General features: G+C 34.3%; 24 protein-coding genes. 6 read left to right on the forward strand and 18 right to left on the reverse strand.

Going from position 1 to position 17,547, the window contains the following annotated elements:
* Positions 1–17: 17 nt before the first annotated feature.
* Positions 18–650, reverse strand: a complete 633-nt coding sequence (locus BUE24_RS05235; protein ID WP_073314695.1) for a LysE family translocator — start codon at positions 648–650, stop codon at positions 18–20.
* A gap of 363 nt (positions 651–1,013) precedes the next feature.
* Here BUE24_RS05235 and rpsU point away from each other — a divergent pair, with 363 nt between their 5' ends.
* Positions 1,014–1,214, forward strand: coding sequence for a 30S ribosomal protein S21 (gene rpsU / locus BUE24_RS05240; RefSeq protein WP_073314696.1), 201 nt, complete (start codon positions 1,014–1,016; stop codon positions 1,212–1,214).
* Positions 1,215–1,531: 317 nt separating this feature from the next.
* Positions 1,532–1,723 carry a cold-shock protein gene (locus tag BUE24_RS05245; protein WP_073314698.1) on the forward strand — a complete coding sequence of 64 codons (192 nt, stop codon included), beginning with the start codon at positions 1,532–1,534 and terminating at the stop codon, positions 1,721–1,723.
* Positions 1,724–1,847: 124 nt separating this feature from the next.
* Here BUE24_RS05245 and BUE24_RS05250 read toward each other — a convergent pair whose 3' ends face one another.
* The 5 genes from BUE24_RS05250 to BUE24_RS05270 all read right to left on the reverse strand — a co-directional run bounded on the left by BUE24_RS05250 (position 1,848) and on the right by BUE24_RS05270 (position 5,930).
* Positions 1,848–2,357, reverse strand: coding sequence for a cupin domain-containing protein (locus BUE24_RS05250; RefSeq protein ID WP_073314699.1), 510 nt, complete (start codon positions 2,355–2,357; stop codon positions 1,848–1,850).
* A complete protein-coding gene (locus tag BUE24_RS05255) occupies positions 2,358–2,975 on the reverse strand; it encodes an FMN-dependent NADH-azoreductase (RefSeq protein WP_073314701.1) in 618 nt (205 codons plus the stop codon). It abuts the gene before it with no gap.
* A gap of 57 nt (positions 2,976–3,032) precedes the next feature.
* Positions 3,033–3,866 carry a sigma-70 family RNA polymerase sigma factor gene (locus BUE24_RS05260; protein ID WP_073314703.1) on the reverse strand — a complete coding sequence of 278 codons (834 nt, stop codon included), beginning with the start codon at positions 3,864–3,866 and terminating at the stop codon, positions 3,033–3,035.
* A gap of 128 nt (positions 3,867–3,994) precedes the next feature.
* Positions 3,995–4,954: an alpha/beta fold hydrolase gene (locus tag BUE24_RS05265; protein ID WP_073314704.1), complete on the reverse strand. Its 960-nt coding sequence runs from the start codon at positions 4,952–4,954 to the stop codon at positions 3,995–3,997.
* A 67-nt stretch (positions 4,955–5,021) separates the two neighbouring features.
* Entirely contained in the window at positions 5,022–5,930 is a 909-nt protein-coding gene (locus tag BUE24_RS05270) for an NAD(P)/FAD-dependent oxidoreductase (protein WP_073314706.1), read from the reverse strand.
* Between the two features lie 270 nt (positions 5,931–6,200).
* Here BUE24_RS05270 and BUE24_RS05275 point away from each other — a divergent pair, with 270 nt between their 5' ends.
* Positions 6,201–6,593, forward strand: coding sequence for a Fur family transcriptional regulator (locus BUE24_RS05275; RefSeq protein WP_073314708.1), 393 nt, complete (start codon positions 6,201–6,203; stop codon positions 6,591–6,593).
* Between the two features lie 120 nt (positions 6,594–6,713).
* On the opposite strand, the gene BUE24_RS05280 is transcribed toward BUE24_RS05275, so the two are convergent.
* The 6 genes from BUE24_RS05280 to BUE24_RS05305 all read right to left on the reverse strand — a co-directional run bounded on the left by BUE24_RS05280 (position 6,714) and on the right by BUE24_RS05305 (position 10,913).
* Positions 6,714–7,223, reverse strand: coding sequence for a hypothetical protein (locus tag BUE24_RS05280; protein ID WP_073314710.1), 510 nt, complete (start codon positions 7,221–7,223; stop codon positions 6,714–6,716).
* A gap of 12 nt (positions 7,224–7,235) precedes the next feature.
* Entirely contained in the window at positions 7,236–7,784 is a 549-nt protein-coding gene (locus BUE24_RS05285) for a carboxymuconolactone decarboxylase family protein (protein WP_073314712.1), read from the reverse strand.
* Between the two features lie 97 nt (positions 7,785–7,881).
* On the reverse strand, positions 7,882–8,466 hold the full coding sequence (locus BUE24_RS05290; protein WP_073314714.1) for a Crp/Fnr family transcriptional regulator: 585 nt from the start codon (positions 8,464–8,466) through the stop codon (positions 7,882–7,884).
* Positions 8,467–8,643: 177 nt separating this feature from the next.
* The gene (locus BUE24_RS05295) at positions 8,644–9,297 is read right to left on the reverse strand and encodes a hypothetical protein (protein ID WP_073314716.1); all 654 of its coding nucleotides are present in this window, start codon (positions 9,295–9,297) and stop codon (positions 8,644–8,646) included.
* Positions 9,298–9,485: 188 nt separating this feature from the next.
* Complete coding sequence (locus tag BUE24_RS05300; protein WP_073314718.1) at positions 9,486–10,271, reverse strand: LytR/AlgR family response regulator transcription factor; 786 nt, start codon at positions 10,269–10,271, stop codon at positions 9,486–9,488.
* 102 nt (positions 10,272–10,373) lie between these two features.
* Complete coding sequence (locus BUE24_RS05305; RefSeq protein ID WP_073314720.1) at positions 10,374–10,913, reverse strand: GNAT family N-acetyltransferase; 540 nt, start codon at positions 10,911–10,913, stop codon at positions 10,374–10,376.
* Positions 10,914–11,119: 206 nt separating this feature from the next.
* Between BUE24_RS05305 and BUE24_RS05310 the strand changes: the two genes are divergently transcribed.
* Positions 11,120–12,295 (forward strand): alpha/beta hydrolase-fold protein, encoded by a 1,176-nt coding sequence (locus tag BUE24_RS05310; RefSeq protein ID WP_073314721.1) that lies wholly within the window; start codon positions 11,120–11,122, stop codon positions 12,293–12,295.
* A gap of 44 nt (positions 12,296–12,339) precedes the next feature.
* On the opposite strand, the gene BUE24_RS05315 is transcribed toward BUE24_RS05310, so the two are convergent.
* Positions 12,340–12,738, reverse strand: a complete 399-nt coding sequence (locus BUE24_RS05315) for a DUF4345 domain-containing protein (RefSeq protein WP_073314723.1) — start codon at positions 12,736–12,738, stop codon at positions 12,340–12,342.
* 220 nt (positions 12,739–12,958) lie between these two features.
* Here BUE24_RS05315 and BUE24_RS05320 point away from each other — a divergent pair, with 220 nt between their 5' ends.
* Both BUE24_RS05320 and BUE24_RS05325 read left to right on the forward strand, forming a co-directional pair.
* Complete coding sequence (locus BUE24_RS05320; RefSeq protein WP_073314725.1) at positions 12,959–13,813, forward strand: SPFH domain-containing protein; 855 nt, start codon at positions 12,959–12,961, stop codon at positions 13,811–13,813.
* Positions 13,814–13,815: 2 nt separating this feature from the next.
* Entirely contained in the window at positions 13,816–13,995 is a 180-nt protein-coding gene (locus BUE24_RS05325; protein ID WP_073314726.1) for a type II toxin-antitoxin system antitoxin, read from the forward strand.
* A 31-nt stretch (positions 13,996–14,026) separates the two neighbouring features.
* On the opposite strand, the gene BUE24_RS05330 is transcribed toward BUE24_RS05325, so the two are convergent.
* The 5 genes from BUE24_RS05330 to BUE24_RS05350 all read right to left on the reverse strand — a co-directional run bounded on the left by BUE24_RS05330 (position 14,027) and on the right by BUE24_RS05350 (position 17,411).
* Complete coding sequence (locus tag BUE24_RS05330; protein WP_073314728.1) at positions 14,027–14,485, reverse strand: hypothetical protein; 459 nt, start codon at positions 14,483–14,485, stop codon at positions 14,027–14,029.
* A gap of 202 nt (positions 14,486–14,687) precedes the next feature.
* Entirely contained in the window at positions 14,688–15,212 is a 525-nt protein-coding gene (locus tag BUE24_RS05335; RefSeq protein WP_073314730.1) for an STM3941 family protein, read from the reverse strand.
* A 52-nt stretch (positions 15,213–15,264) separates the two neighbouring features.
* On the reverse strand, positions 15,265–15,798 hold the full coding sequence (locus tag BUE24_RS05340) for a DUF4442 domain-containing protein (RefSeq protein ID WP_073314732.1): 534 nt from the start codon (positions 15,796–15,798) through the stop codon (positions 15,265–15,267).
* A gap of 95 nt (positions 15,799–15,893) precedes the next feature.
* A complete protein-coding gene (locus BUE24_RS05345) occupies positions 15,894–16,253 on the reverse strand; it encodes a DoxX family protein (RefSeq protein WP_073314734.1) in 360 nt (119 codons plus the stop codon).
* Positions 16,254–16,391: 138 nt separating this feature from the next.
* Positions 16,392–17,411: a M12 family metallopeptidase gene (locus BUE24_RS05350; RefSeq protein ID WP_073314736.1), complete on the reverse strand. Its 1,020-nt coding sequence runs from the start codon at positions 17,409–17,411 to the stop codon at positions 16,392–16,394.
* Between the last annotated feature and the right edge of the window lie 136 nt (positions 17,412–17,547).

Raw genomic sequence — 17,547 nt, forward strand, 5'->3', positions numbered from 1 at the left:
TCTCAGTCTCACCTAAACTATTTTACTTTAGCAAATGCCATTTTTACTGCCAATCCTGTGAGTACTGATGCCATAAACCATTTCTGAACTCGTAACCAAATCGGTTTTTTTGAAAACCAGCTGGCCATTTTGGCAGCAGATAACACGATCAAAAGGTTAACAATAAAACTGATGATCACCTGTACTATACCCAACTGAAAACTCTGACTTAAAATCGAACCATATTCTGGCTTGATAAACTGCGGAAAAAAGGAAAGGTAAAAAACCGCCATTTTGGGGTTCAAGACATTCGTCATTAATCCAATATTAAACAGTTTGAAGGGTTTATCCTTTTTAAGGGTTTGATCCGCATCAAAAATCTTGTTTTTCGATCTTACCGAATTGTATGCCAGAAATAACAAATATCCTACTCCAAGAAACTTTACCACAACAAATGCATAAGGTACTGCAAAGAATATTGCTGTAAGTCCAAATGAAACCATGAGAATATGAAATAAAAACCCACACATTACTCCAAATAGAGAAATGATTCCCGCATTTTTTCCTTGAGATAGGGAACGAGAGATTAAATAAATCATATTTGGTCCTGGTGACAGTACCATAAGTAAAGCTGCTAATGCAAATACTAGTATATCAGTTATAGGTATCATAGTTTATGTATTATCATTTAAATTAAAGTGATCATCCTGTTTTGGATTTCAGTATTCATGGCTTTCCCTTAAGAATCATTCTTTCTTCGTAAAAATACGATAATCTAGTATTATCTTGTTGTTATAAATCAGAGTATCTATACTTAAAGATCAACTGATTTCATAGAATTAAAAATAAACTCAAATAATAAGCGATAAGTTATAATAATACCTTATCTATGCATATGCGTTTGTGATTCATCAATCGCAGTACTACAAAATCTTTAAGAGGATAATATAGCTTGTTTTAATTGATGCTTAAATAAGATCGAAAAAATCGAGATCATTACGAACTTTTAGGTGATAACAATTAAAACTAAAACTATGCTAATAATCCAGGTTAAAAAAGGAGAAAGTATTGATAGAGCTCTTAAAAGATATAAGAGAAAGTGCAAAAACGTTAAGCTTGTAAAAGAAATAAGGTCACGCAAAGAATATGTAAAAAAGTCTGTTAAAATGCGTGAACAAATGAAAAAAGCTCAACATAAAGCAAAATATCTTCGCGAACATAGTGACGAATTTTAGCTAAGAGCATAAAACACAAGCACTTCATTTACTGTGTATTAATTTAATGTTATCAAAATAATTTTTCATTTGATCATGGTTATTTTGCGAATAAATATGCTATTTTTGCAGCGTTCAAATAGAACTGCTTTTTGATTTTAAGGTATTATTTAGTAATTAGTTTTTTGAGTTTATTCTCTTCTTGCCTTTTTTATTTCATTATTACTTTATTTTTTTAAGTGTTTAGGATGATATTATAACTATTATAATGAGCTCTAAATTTTATTAAGAAGAACTGTTTGAACACGATAACATTTAATAATTTAAAATTTAGTAAGATGCAAGAAGGCACAGTAAAATTTTTTAACGACTCAAAAGGATTTGGGTTCATTTCATCAGAATCAGGACAAGATATTTTTGTACATGTAACTGGTTTAATAGATGAAATAAGAGAGAATGACAAAGTTGAATTCGAAACCGAACAAGGAAAAAAAGGATTAAACGCTGTTAATGTTAAAGTGATTTCATAATTCAAATTATCTGATCATTTTAAAAAGTGAAAAATATTACAAAGATTGTCTCGCAAAGACAATCTTTGTTGTTTATATTGCTGTCTTTATTTTATACTATTAAAAGGTAAAGATTCAATATTTCTTATTCTCTTATTGGCAGCATGTCCGAAGTATCTACAGGAAAACTGTCGTATTTGTTATATAATTTCAAATACTTTTTGGGATTGATAGGAACTTCGTTTAAGGTTTCGTACAATCCTCTAAAAAACCCTTCACGTTTTTGCGATGGATTAAATACCAGGCTTAGTTTCACCGTCTCATTAGTATCATTTTTAAATCCATGTGGTGTAAATCTTGGAATGTAAGCCACTGTGCCCGGATGGGCTTGCATTTCTTTATCTCCAACTTGCATCGTTAAAACTCCTTCGTTTACGATAAAGGTTTCGTCCATAAATCGATGATAGTGTAGCTTTGCACCAATGGCCATTGGAGGTAAGGTAATTTCATAAATCCCTAATTGATCATTTGATATTTCGCTGGTCACTTTGAAGGTTATCGAAATGGTTTCCAATTCTAGTTTTTCTCCTTGTTCTGGAGCTACAATCACTGCTTCACTTTCCAGTTGATCATTAAAATAATCTGTCTTTTTCATTTATCGTGTTTTTAGTATTTCTAGTATTTGTTCTTTTTGACGGTTTAGATTTTCCTGAAGAATGTTTGGATGCGCCGTCCCTTCTAGCGAGAAAATGGCCTTTTGCTTTATCCCCATAAAACCGAAAATGGTGGTTAAATATGGCTCTTGAAAATCCAAAGCTTCCATAACCGTGTTTTTGTAAACTTCCCCTTTGGCAGTGATGATGAAAACTTCTTTTTTTTTCAGTAATCCCTTATAATTCCCATTATGATCAACCATAAAAGTATGTCCAGCCCTAACCACATGATCCAGATATGATTTTAAGGCTGAGGGTACATTCAAGTTATACAGTGGACTGCTTATCAGAATTTGATCTGCTGATTTGAGTTCTTCTATCAAAGTATCAGACAAGGCAATCGCCTCCCTGTTTTGTTGCGTATAGTGCTCTTCAGGAACATGAAAAGCCTGTACCGTTTCATTTTGTAAATGTGGAATATTGATTCGGGTTAGATCCCTATGTATTACTCTTCCTCCTGGGTTTGCTTTTCCCCAATGGGTTTCAAAAAAATCGGCTAAATTTCTGGAGTGAGAACCTTCGATTCTGAGACTTGCGTCTATTCTTAATAATGTTTTCATCTATTGATTTTTTACATTCAATAGAATGACAAAAGAGTCCTTTAAAACGTGACTGATTTATAACAAAAAAGATTTTAATTTCTTTGGATCAACAATAGAATAGATACTTTTAATTTTGGTCCCTTTTAACTCAAAAACCTGGCAGTTGTATAGGGTACCGTTTTGAAAAAACAAAATAGCTGGTTGGTGGTTTACAAACTTCATTTTGATCGTCAACCCTGCCAAAAATGCTTTGTATACGTAAATCAATAGTTTAGAAGCACTTGTTATTCCAGTGGTTAATGCTCTTACCACTTTGATATCTTTTCCTCCATCCGCAGCCACAACGATATCATTGGATAATAGGTTTTCCAAAGCGGTAAGATCCCCACTTTGTATGACTTTGACATAATTTTCTAAAGGATACGTATCGTACACCGTATTTCTATTTTCGTTGATCTGGGTATTCTGGACTTTTTCCTTTGCTCTACTCAGTAATTTTCGAGAATTTTCAATTGAAAAACTGAGCACTTCAGCTATTTCTTTGTGAGAATAATCGAATGCTTCTTTTAGAATAAAAACTGCGCGTTCTTTTACCGTTAATTTTTCAAGGAGGACCAACATCGAATAGGATAATATTTCCTCTTTATGAATACTATCATCGGTATTTTCGGTAGAAAAAGGTTCTGGTAACCAGACTTCATTCATCCGGGTAATTTTACTTCTCCTCTTTTTTAGATTAATGGCATGATTAATTACAGATCTGACTAAGTATCCAATCTCATTTTCTACAGATGATTTATCTATGGATAGATACTTTATCAAAATATCCTGAATAGTGTCTTTTGCATCTTCAGAAGAACCTAAGATGTTATATGCATATGGAAATAAGATGTCATGATAGTTTTTCAAAACAAGCAGCTATATTTACAATAAGACAATTCAAATTATAAAAATGTGACATCATTGTGAAAAATAATATCAAAAACAGAGGGTACGTTGATTATTCATGCGCTTTTAAAGCGCAAAATCTAATACCATTACTTCTCGTTTTTGGATAAAGATCTTGCTACATCAATCATTGCAGCACTAAATTTTTTGGGTTCGTCACTTGGGACCTCATGGGTAGAATTATAAAACCAAACAATTTCTTTATGATCAGCTTCGATATCTTGGATCAGCTCTTCTGCTACCTCATAATTTGACACCAAGTCCTTTTTACTTAAGAAAAAATAAATCGGACAATCTATTTTTTGAACGATCTGCGAATAATCAGTCCTGGAAGCCTCCAAAAAAATCGACATCCATTTTGCAGACCATTCTTTGAACAAAGCTTTAGGATAGTACCTTTTTGAAGATTTGGCATTAGAGAAATAGGCAGTCCATTTTCTCTGAACATACAATGCCTCCCAAGAGGTAAACGGAATAGTGACATTGGCAAGCTCTTCTACGGCTTGCGTATTACCCGTTTGTTTTGCTTTTTCTTTAATAAGTTGTAAAGTTTGTGCTTCGGAAGCATCTCCATGGATCATAGCACTTACCGATACATAGGCATGTAATAGTTCTGGATATTGATGTGCAAATTGAAGCCCAAGGACACCTCCCCACGAAAACCCGACTAAATACAGTTTTTCTTTGTTAAACTTTTGCAATACATAATCCACAACTTCTTTGGTATCTTGATGCATCAAGTCTATTGAGATAGGATCATCTTCGGATCCCCATGCTGCTGTAAAACCACTACCTCGTTGGTCCCATTGTACTACAATAAAATCTTTTTTTAGATCTTTTATAAACTTCTTGCTATACACCTTGGATGAAAACCCTGGGCCGCCATGCAGAAATAAAAGCACTGGTTTTGTTGCATCTTCTCCTTTGGCACTTATCCATTGTTTGATCCCTCCTATTTTTACACCTTCATGAGTTTTTACAGATTGTGCAGAGGCCAAAATATTGAAAAAAAATGCTAGAATCAGTGCAATAGTGGTAGTTGTTTTCATGTTAAAAATTTACTGCATTGGATCAAAAATAATACCAACTTTGTGAATCACCACTCCGCAATAACACTTAGAATTGCTCTTGGGCCAATTCCATATTCACAACTGCCCCGGTTGTATTACCAGCAGCTACCGCATTAGCTACAGAACGCATCCTAGTAGTATTATCCCCACAGGCAAATACGCCTTCTACGGTTGTCTTTTGCATCATATCTACTTCCAGATAGCCTTGCTCATTTAATGTACAACCCAAAGAAGCTGGAATATCCGAATGTTGAACAAAAGGAACTGAAGCATATACAGCTTCAAAACTTGTTGTACTACGATCAGTAAAAATTACATTTTTCACATACCTATTTTCGTGTTCTATTTCCAAAACCTTTTTTTCTATGACCTCAATATTGTTGCGTTTAAGTTTTTCCAGCTCCTCTTTATCAAAATCTGCTTTTCCAGAAGTGATAATAGTTAGATCATCGGTTAGATTAGCAACCAAAGTTGCTAAATGCATTCCTTTTTCACCATTAGCCATAATTGCCGTTTTTTTATGATGTACTTCGTAACCATGACAATATGGGCAATGAATTACAGAAATCCCCCAACATTCTGATATGCCTTTTATGGCCGGCATCAAATCCTTTACTCCAGTAGCAAAGATCAATTTTTGAGCAGTAAACTCCTCTCCTTTTTCTGTAAAGACACGAAATCCTTGAGCAGACTTCTTACCATCGACTGCCAGGTCTTCAACAAATTTTATGGTTTTATACTGCAATACTTGTGCTTTGGCTTTTTCTGCAATTACACTCGGTTGTACTCCATCCTGGGTAATAAAATTATGAGAATGTGGTGTCTGCCGATTGCAAGGTAGACCACTATCGATTATTAACACCTCACGTAAAGAACGGCCTAATGCCATTGCCGCAGATAAACCTGCATAACTCCCTCCTATGATGATAACTTCAAAATTCTTCTTTGTATTCATTTCCTTACAATTTAAAAAATTAGCTACGGAAAGGATTCACGCTACCCAAATCCTTGTCAACGTATTTTTCATCTATTTTAATTTCATTATTGCGATTAAGTCGCAATAATACAAATGCAAATATAAACCTATTCTATATTATTGCAATAAAGTCGCAATAAAATATTTACATTTGTAGTATGAAATAAGCCATAACCATTATGTTGATCTTCAACAGAACTGATTATATGGCAATCCCATCTGACGATTGAAAACAACAAATAAAAACAGATGAAACGAAGAAATACTCCTACAAAAGAGGCTGTGCTTTCTGTTTTGGAATCAACAGCCAAAGCAATGAGTCAAGATGCTATTGAGAAGAAAATCGGTATCGATATCAATAGAGCTACCATCTATAGAGTATTAAACCGTTTTTGTGATGATGGTGTACTACATAGAATTGTTGCTGATGATGGGAAACAATATTTTGCTTTATGCATGAAATGCGATGATCATCAACAACTAAAGAATCATTTCCATTTTCGGTGTAAAGTATGTGAAACCATCGAGTGCTTACCCATTCCTGTGCACTTTTCTTTGGCCAAAGAATATGAAGTAGAAAATGTGAATTGTGTAATTACAGGAGTTTGTAAGGATTGTGGTCATGATAAAAAATATGACTAGAAAGCAACTTGCCAATTCTGAAGTTGCAAACTATAACTCTCTTTTATTCACAAAAAGTGCAAACCTTTTGGGTTTACACTTTTTTACTTTTCTTGCGTATTCATATTCGTGTAGAATTGTTTACTCTAACTTCGAATGGTAGTTCGAAGTGATCACAGCAATGGGAAGTCCTACCAATATCATGTGCCAAACAATACCTATAATTGCTAATCCCATATCAAAAGGTGCTTTAGGAATATTAGAATTTGGTAAAACCAAAAGATTCATGAACAACCAAATTGCAAAACCATATAGTAATCCCATTATTCTCTTATTCTTTCGTAAGATGCCCATTCTAGGATATGCTATAAAGTAAATAACAGCAACTACATAGGCTATCAAAAAATGAAAAAGCATTCCGGCAATTACCATTCCCACACCTCCATCTATAGCCTCTGGACCATAAACCCCAGCAGCAATAAACTGCAAAACTTGCAAAGGATTCAATCCAAAATAAATATAATACACAATCACTCCTGCAATAGCATCCAATATACCAGCTACCAACCCAGACCAAAGTATAGTCTTTGTTGGATTTGATGATTGCGTGTCACCAAATGTTCCTGACGTAATAGTTTTATTCTCATTCATAGTTTTCTTTTTTTAGATTTTAGGTACTTCCGGAAAATCAATTGGTATCTGGGTAATATTGTGGAGATAGTTGGTCATTGTTTTCTCTCCAATTTGTAAAATCACATCTACTAAGTCTCCTTGATTGTACCCTGATTCATAAAATAATTCCAAATACTTGAAATTCACTTTTCCTCTAGTATTTACAATGTTTTGACTTAGCTTTACAAGACTATTCAATCTTTCGTCAAAAGAAGCTTGTCCACTTCTGATTTCAAGAGCTTGTTCGTATGTAAATCCATTCATCTTTCCAATAGCAGTGTGAGCGGCTCTACAATAATCACATTCGTTTACTTCGCTTACCACCAAATTAATAGCTTCCTTTTCTTTATTACTCAAAGAAGACTTTGCATTCTGAAAAGATATATATCGATTCAATCCATTATCAGATAACCCCAGGGTTGCGAAAAGATTTGGCATAAAACCAATAGATTTTACAATAGTATCAAACACGGGTAAATTATGCTCAGACATTTGTTCCCGTACCGGGACTTCGAATTTAATTTTTGAATTTGTTTCCATTCTTTTTGTATTTATTTAATTCAATACAAAGATGGAAACTCAACAAATGCTGTACATTCAGCTATATGAAGAAAAATGGTTCGTCTAGTTGAACATTTTATAGTTCAGAAGTTAATTGATTTCTAATTTCACTTAAATATTGTTTAGAGATACCGAGATAGGAAGCAATCATGTATTGAGGTATTCTCTGCTCGAATTCTCGATATTCTTCTCTAAACAAAAGATACCTTTCTTTGGCAGAAAAACTTAAATTATTGATGATTCTCTTTTCCAGAGTAATAGAAACATTCTGAAAAAGCAGGCGAAAAAAACGTTCGAATTGAGGAATCTCTTGAGTTAACTTTTCAAAACTTTCTAAAGAAATTTGAACAACCACTGTATTCTCCAGACATTGTATATTGGTATTCGAAATATCTTGATTTATAAAACTGGGTAAATCTGTGGCCCACCATTTTTCGATTGCAAACCTGAATATATGTTCATTACCCTTATCATCTAGATGAAAAGTCTTGGTTGCACCAGAAACAACAAAGTTCAAAAAATGACAAGGATCTCCTTGTTGTAATATGTACTGACCCTTCAAATATTTTCTTTCTTTTACTTCAGAAAACAGCAAAGATTCCTGATTATCAGAAAGAGTAATAACGTTTTTAATATAATCTCTAAAAACGGAAATATTCATTTTTGAATGAGTTAAATTGATAACATTCTTTTCATTAACCAAATATATAATAGAAGGACAAATACAACACAATGAATACGACATTACTTACACAATATTCGAATAACTTGATTTCTAAGGCCACTAATCCTTGACAGAATGCTTACTAATCTTAGGTCTTCAGATCCACATAGTTCGTCATTTTGGTAACTTTCTAAGCCCATATTTTTTCACATAAATCATAAATCCAACTATGATGAGAATGGCTATTACTGATGGGATGTACTGACTGTGTGGTTGATATCTCTCTAGAACAGTACCCGAAAATGCCGATAAAAGGGCCGAAAATGCACTTGTCATTTTATAAATATGCTCGTATAACCAAATACGATGTTTCTTATAGGCTTCCCTCGGAATCCCATATTTTAGTAAGTCATAAGTGACAACTAATAACAAAGCTCCTACACCACTGTAAATTACTATAGGAGACCAAATCATACCAATAGATTTAAAGTAATAAAGAAAATATCCCAAAACCAAAACGCTAAGTATAGCTATGGTAATATCTATCCATTTTGGTGTATTGGATTTTAAAATTAACACCCGATATCCCGAAAAAGAAACGTAGCCACTCAATACTGTAATCACCAACAAAAATGCATTCCTTTTAAAAACAAAAACTCCTATCAAGCCGGTCACAATGACCACAGCAATGAGCTTTAAAAAGTAACTCCCACTTTGATTATGAACCTTTGCACCTTTTGTGCTTGTCAAAGCGATAATACCTAAAATTAGAGCGATCGAACCAGTGATCACGTGTAGAATAATATTGAATTTATGTAGTATTTCCATATAACTGTTCATTTAAAACAAAACCTCATCATGAGGGGCTCTTCCGTATGCAAGTAATTGAAATGTTACAGGTTACAAAAGACAAATCGGGTAAACGAACCAGATTAATGGTGAGTGATCCAAAAAAATAAGTGAATACAATTGAAAACTATAGAGCCGGTATAAGTTAGAATGACACAATTTACTTTCTACTCAATTTTAATGAGTTTTCTTATCGTACTTGCGTAGCTCTTGCTGCTGGTAATGGAAGACAATTCGTTTTCAAACAACAAAACGTAACGCCCATTTACATATGGAGTGACTTTTTTTATATGACTCTCATTTACAATATATTTTCGATGCACTCGAGAAAAATTGCTGGTCAATCGTTGTTCTAGAAATCTCAAGGAATAATCACATAGTTTCTTTTCTCCATTCTGCATATATACAAAAGCATAATTATCATAGGCTTCAAAATAGACAATATCTTCTATCGGGATGAGAAGCACATGCTCGCCTTGTTTTACAGGAATTGTAGTAATCCATTCATTCGCAGACAAAGTAGTAGCTGTTTGTTCCTGACTATAATCAGTAGTCTTACTTTTGTAGAAATCATTTAGAAAAAAACTATACCCCAGGATTAAAGAAATGATGCCGTTGAACACATACATTTTACCTGAAGAGAACAACTGAAATTCTTGGCTTTGAAACACCACCGATCGAATCACATGCTCAAACTCAGTAGCCACTGTACCTGTAAACAAGAAGGTAGAAAATAGGAAGAGGTATAATTTTGTTTTTGATCCAAAACGGGACATCAACCAAGATTTATTTACACCAATAACCACTAGTGTATATCCAATGATAAAACTAGTGCACAAAGATTGGATACACCATTGTATCCAATTAAGGTTATCATTCAAAACATAATTTGCTGTACCTATACCCAACCCTACCACCACGATATGTGGTAAAAATTTATTTGCGGGTTTCATATTAAAGGGTTTGATAGTCACTAGTATAATATGGACTTTAATTATATCATATATCCAAATACCAAGGTAATAAAATTGAAAGAAATCTACTCATTAGATCACTTACTTCGCTGATGATCTTTCCTTCTCTAATACTTTGTTCATCACAAGATTTTCATAAGTATTAAACTCCATTGGAAAATCTACATTACCGATAGCAACATAGCCTTGTCTTTTGTAAAAAGTAATCGCTCTAGCATTATGAATATATACCTCTAGATTGCATTCTTTGTATCCATTTATTTGTATTTCCTTTTCGACTTCTTGAAGCAAACCAAACCCGATACCTTTGCCATAAAACCGTTCTAATACATATAATTTACTTAATTCTGGCACCGATATTTTTCGAATTGGACAGATGCTGTGATACAATATTTCGGCAACTCCAACCGGATTCCCGTTTTGATAAGCCACAATCAATTGGTTTGGGTTTTCTTTGATAACTTGCTCAATATAGTTGGTAGAAAATCTTTTGGTAATAAAATTGGCAAACTCAAACGTGATACCATCTACGGCATAAGTTTGAATATATACGGTTTTTAACAATACCGATATTCGTAAAGCATCTTTGTATTTGGCTTTACCATAAGTTATTTCATTCATAATATTGATTTCCTATTATTCTTTAATGTATCTGTTTGCTCTAAAGATGCAAGATATTCTTACCCGTTGCTTTTTACATTGTAAAACCCCATTTTGTTGTACAACTGTAACAATCCAAAAAAAATGTACTCTTTACTAACGTATAGTTACACTATACGTTACGAGTAACACTAACAAATATTTACTTCTACAAAACACTAGCCGTCATGAAATTCATTAAAACCATCCTTTGTTTTTGTATTTTATTTTCGAGTTGCCTGACATTTGGGCAAGACAAAAACCAATCAGAAATTGAACATACCATCGATTCCAAGATTTTTGAAAAGAAACGTAGTGTAAAAGTTTTTTTACCCAATAGGTATCATCGGGATTCTATTTCAAAATATGCAGTAACCTATGTTTTGGATGCGCAACATCAGATATTTTGGGATGCCGCCAAAGGAAACATTGGATACATGGTAGACAACTATTCGGTAATGCCTATGATTGTGGTAGGTGTGGTTTCGGATCAACGCGGACCAGAGTTTAATCCAAAATCTTCCAAATTGCAGGAACATTTGGCCAAAGAGGTGTTCCCGTTAATAGAAAAAGAATACAGAACAGACTCTTTTAGAGCTATCGTAGGTCACTCATGGGGCGGCGCATTTGTAGGCAATACCATATTTAGTGACAAACGTAATATGTTTGATGCTTATGTTGGCATCAGTCCTTCTTTTGGAGATAAAGATAATGTCATTGTAAAACATGCCGATTCTTTATTAAAAACCAAAACTACCTTTGGTAAATACTTGTATTTTAGCCATGGAGATGTAGGCCGTAGAGAAATAGAATTCAAAGGATATGTGGATAGTATTGATTCTTTGTTAACCAAATACCCAAATACAACAATCGCCTGGCAACCCAGACCAATCAAAAGTGTGGGGCATTGGCAAATTGTTGGGCCATCAATTTGTGATGGTTTGATTAGTATGAGTCGCAATTATTTTGCGGATCAAAAGGTAATGGAAGATCTGGCTAAAAAACCTAATAGTGATTTAGCTAAAGAAGTCACTCTTTTCAACAAAAAACAAAAAGCAACTTTTGGATATGTACATGAAGCAAGTGCTGGGTATTTGAATTTTGTCGCCAACGATTTTAAAGCTCTGAAAGATTATGAAATTGCTTTGGTCATTTACACGATGGCTATTGCCAAAAAACCTAACCATGTACAAATACATGCCAATGTGAGTGACTTATATGATAAAATGGGGAAAAAGGAACAGGCAAAAACCATGTTTCTAAAAACCAAAAAACTATTAGACGAACAGAAATCTGATTTTAGTGAGAACTATTATAAAAACACTTCTGAATGGATTGACGAAATGTTAGCTGGCTATGATTAAAAAAGGAACGAGAGTTCCTTTTTTAATCTGATTCTCCTAGTAACCTATGTTAGAGGTTTGTTTTTTAATAAAACCAATGCGGATAGTGTCCCTAATAGTAATTCGATAGCCAATGCTATTAGCAAAGATTGGTTTGGTTTGTCATCAAGCGCCCAACTTACCAACCTGCCCAATGCGTACCCAAGATATACCATAGTAGAAACGGTTAACGATAGCCTTATCATTTTTTTCTGGAATACTCCTAAAAACATTAGAAATCCAGCAATTACTAATACCCCACCCGGAGATCGTAATTCACTTAACAAACTGGCACTTGGCGATTCAAAAACAATCTGAGACGCAGCGTGAAAATCTAAAGGAGTAAATGTCAAAGCTCCTCCAATCCATAAAGCTACCAAACTTGCTATAGCTAATAATACCTTGATTAAATGTATAACTTTCATGACTTATTATTTTGATACAAATATGAGTCAAAGAAGCAGTGTCAACTTGTTTGAAAAGTGTTTTGATTTGTCCGAAAAGGGATAGCATCACCTACATTCAATACCAAAGAGAACTGCAAAGAAGTAAATATTAAATACCATAATTTACTAAAAAAAAGCAGTTCAAACTTTTTATTCTGAAAAATAAATAGTATTATTATGATATCAAAACAATATCAAAATGAAAAAAGAAACAGAATTTAAAGCGACCAATGGATATATAATGCTATTTATACTAGTCGTAACCATTACAGGTATGATGACAGGTTTGATCATTTTCGACAATCCTCTTTTCTTATTGCTTGGATTACTCATTATCCTGATTATCAAAGGCTTCTTTATTGTTAATCCTAATAGTTCTAAAGTACTCGTATTATTTGGTGCATATAAAGGAACAGTCCGAGACAATGGTTTCTTTTGGGCTAATCCGTTTTTTTCTAGACAAAAAATTTCGTTACGTGCTAGAAATTTTGATAGTGAACGTGTAAAGGTGAATGACAAAATTGGTAATCCCATTATGATTAATGTGATTCTGGTTTGGCAAGTTTCTGACACCTACAAATCAGCTTTTGATGTAGACAATTATGAAGAATTTGTAAAGGTACAGACCGATGCCGCGGTACGTAAACTTGCCGGATCGTATCCTTATGACAATTTTGATGATGAACAGGCAGAATTTACCCTACGCTCTGGTATGGACGAGGTAAACGAAGCCTTGGAAAATGAAATTACCGAACGTCTCGCTATTGCAGGAATTAAAGTAATGGAAGCCCGAATTGGATACCTAGCCTATGCTCCGGAAATTGCAAGCTCGATGTTAAAACGTCAACAAGCGGTTGCCATTGTAGCCGCCAGAAAGAAAATTGTAGAAGGTGCTGTAGGTATGGTTGAAGATGCCTTGCATAAATTATCTACTGACGATATCATAGATTTTGATGATGATAAAAAAGCATCTATGGTTAGCAATTTAATGGTAGTTTTGTGTGGTGATAAAGAGGCGGTTCCTGTAGTGAATACCGGAACTCTAAATTCTTAATTGTGAGCAAAAGAAAATCATTTGTACTTCGTATTGACCCAGAGCTATTTAAACAAATCGAAAAATGGGCTGATGATGAGTTTCGTAGTGTTAATGGCCAAATCGAATGGATGATCCATAAAAGCTTGAAGGAAGCAAAACGATTACCAAAAAAGGGGCGAGATAAAGATGATGACGCTTAGGTCCTAAAATTATCAATATAGATAACTCTTATTATTTTTGCATTCTGGCAATATTTCTTAGGTTTATCAATACTCGTTCGGCATCTTTATTCTCAGGAAATAGAAAGGATCTAGTATTAATAATAAGATAAGTCTCAAATGTTCCATCATCATTTTTCATTTCTACAGTTATGTATTTTGTCTTTTTTAATTGAAATGAATCAGGATACCCGATTTTATCAAAAGAATACGATTTAGCCCGTCTAAATTTCTTTTTTAAAACAATTTTATCTCCTACAATTCGTGCATCACATGCATACAGAAATTGATAAATTACTAATACTACCAGTAAGAGTAATAATACTCCCCCTAATAACATTCGTTCATTGAATTCATATTCTATTACCGCGAATAAACCTATAGCCAAAAGAAATAATGTAAATATACCGGCCGCATACAATCCAAAACTAGTCCAATTTGAAGATAGTTTGACTTCTTTTTGAGTATTCATTTTATTTAGGTTTTAGGTGAGTATTGGTCTCAGTTGATTGATGGTTAAAATCTGTTCTTATTACGCTTTAGATTAAAAAACTAACAATTTTAATATCCGGTATATGCTTACGACTTTTCAGACTTGGTCAACCAATTTACAAACACTAATATACTCCTTTTTCATAAAAAATAAATAGGAATCATAAACATAGTAAACTTTTTTAGGCAGGAGAAAGTAAGGTTTTTAAGAGTTGCTCACGATGATCTACCTCGGCCTGTATCATAGCAACAATAAGGTAGGTCAACTTTACTGCATCTACTTTTACCTGACTTAGATTCAAGTTCAGTTCTTGCGCGCCCAAAGCTTCATTCCATCGCACTACATTGCGTTTAAAACGGCTTTGCTTATGTGAAGGTTTAAACTGTTCATCGATCACTAAACATACAAATTCTTGCCCGCTAATGCTTATGGGGTAGGCATCTTGTATTAGCTCCCAGTTGATAAATTCATTATGCGCAGTACGATCAAAAACTCCAATGGTATTGATAATAATTTGTGGTCTGCGATCTAATAAATTATAAGTCCCAACAGGATAACCCAACCCGAAAAAACCTATCCCCAACCAGGATACCCAACGAGGTGCATCTGTAGTTAGTAACCAAATGCCAAGTACGACAAATATGGAACACAAAAGCATTAGTTTTATTGCTTTCCAAGGAGATTTATAGATCTTTATTTCTTGCATTACCCGTTCGTATTGGTTATTATAAATGTAAGAAATAAAAAGCCAATCGCGGCTAATGTTGATGCTGTTTGGCTTGCTTTCGTTTTTCTTTGTAAAAAGCCTTATCTGCTATATAGATGATCTTTCTTACCTCACAAAAGGTTTTATTATTGTCCTTATTAGTGAGATAAGTTATTTTTTCGATCTCGATCTCTTTTTCCTGTTGTACTCTGCGAGTGATATCATTCAATTCTTCTACTGTATAAGTAAAATCAGCATACAAATGTTCTTTGGCTGGTCGTTTAAAAAATACCTGAGCAGATTTATCCCATACCACATAATCATCTCCGATTAGGTTCATTAATTGCACCATCGGAATAGGATCTACTGCGGAAAACATGCTTCCTCCAAAAATAGAGCTCACATAGTTTTTGTTTTTATAACTGATCTTAATACGTATCCGAATATGCAGCAGATCTTTTGATGCCTGGATTACACGACCAGTACTGCGCCGATACATGGGTGACAAATTGAATCCGTATTTAAAAAGGATATCTTTTCCTAAATATTTGATACCTACTGCAGCTATTTTTTGGTAAATGGACATTACATTTTGTTTTTGCAATTTCGTCTGTATCGACAAAACTAGGCATTGCTATACAAATTATACTACATTATTTTGAGAAGTATTTTTTTCAATGTTTAACGAGTAGCCAATAGTTTGTGTAAATATACATTTGAAGTGATCAATACCATAATAAACACAAGGTTGAGAAAGGTAATTCCCCAACCGTCTTTATGCGCAATATGGGCTACAATCGCAGTGATAAAAAACAACCCTGTCCGGGCATAAGCCCACTCTTTGGCTTGTAGCGGGACTTGCGGGATCAACAATAACAATACTGCAATAATTTTTAGAATTGCTAGTTGAACCCTAAAAAAATCAGGAAAACCAAGAGCCTTGACCCCCTCAATCATTTCTTTGTTGATCAAATAGGCAATTGCACTCCACAGTAAAATTGCTGATAACAATAGCGTTGATATCCAATAGATTGCTTTCATAAATGATATGCTCAAAAACTTAATGTATACGATTCTAAGATCTTGATCCAAACAACTAAAATAAGCATTCTGAAAAAAGAAATCCCCAGATTCTTAAAGATTCTAGGGATAACTCAATGACGATTGTTAAACGTATGCTTAACTGATATAATACCAGGTGGTACCTCTTAATTCTACACGTCTCCAACGGCTTTGATTACGATCGTAATACCACCATTGGTCATTCCAACGGTATACACGTACTCCTTGGATAGTGTAATAATTTCCATTTTCGTACTCTTCTCCTCCACCGTCGGCTGGATACATTTTATTGATCCCTTCCAGATCTCCGGCAGATAATCCATTACGTTGTGTACTGTAGCCACTTCCGTCTTTTTTGGTGATCGTACGTTGCCCATTTTTTGAAAAAGATCTTGAACTATACATCATAATCGAACCAAAATCCAAGCTATTGGTATATTCATCTCCATCTCGTCCTCGTTGTACATAAGTTTGGAAATTATGTTCTTTCCCTGATTGGATGTTTTGCCATTGTATGGTGATCCAATCATCACGATCCGCCCTACTCTGTTCATGCCATAACCCTACTGCATGGCCAATCTCATGAATTGTACTTCCAGTAGAACAACCATCAGCCAAATTGATATTCTGACGACCTCCAATCATTCCTACACTCGAAGAACACCCAGACCCTTTTCTAAATCGAATGTAATTAGATTGGTTAGTACGACGTACAAAGGTTAATGCAGTATTTGCCTCCCAATGAGCTATAGCATCGGTAACTCGGTACTGCTTTGGTAAATCGGCATCAACAGTATAATAGACAGTGTTATTGGGCCAACGCGCTCCAGTTCTACCTACACTTTTGGTTGCCCCGCTTTCACCTGGCTCAAAAACAAGTTTTTCTAGATCTCGAGTCAACATGTCCTTTTCGAAAATAATATCCCCTTCCATAACAAACTGTCCATTGATCTCTTCTATGGCCAATTTTTCTCCGGCGTGGTACATTTCACTTACTTTACCTGTTTCATTTGGGAAAGCTACTTCTACGGTTTCTTCTTTTGACGATTGATTAAGAATCGTATCGTCAAAGGTCTCATGGGTACATGCAGTAACCAAAAGCCCTAAAAACAATGACTTTGCGATTGTCTTTTTCATAATAGTTGAGTTTGTATTAGGTTTAGATATAAATTGGTTTTGGTGTGGTCGTTTGGTTTTTGACCCCCCAAAAGTACGTTCTACATTGCTTATTTACTGGTACTAAACTAGTATCCGAAGGCATTGATTTAGTATT

The organism is Aquimarina spongiae (assembly GCF_900141785.1).
Taxonomy (GTDB): domain Bacteria; phylum Bacteroidota; class Bacteroidia; order Flavobacteriales; family Flavobacteriaceae; genus Aquimarina; species Aquimarina spongiae.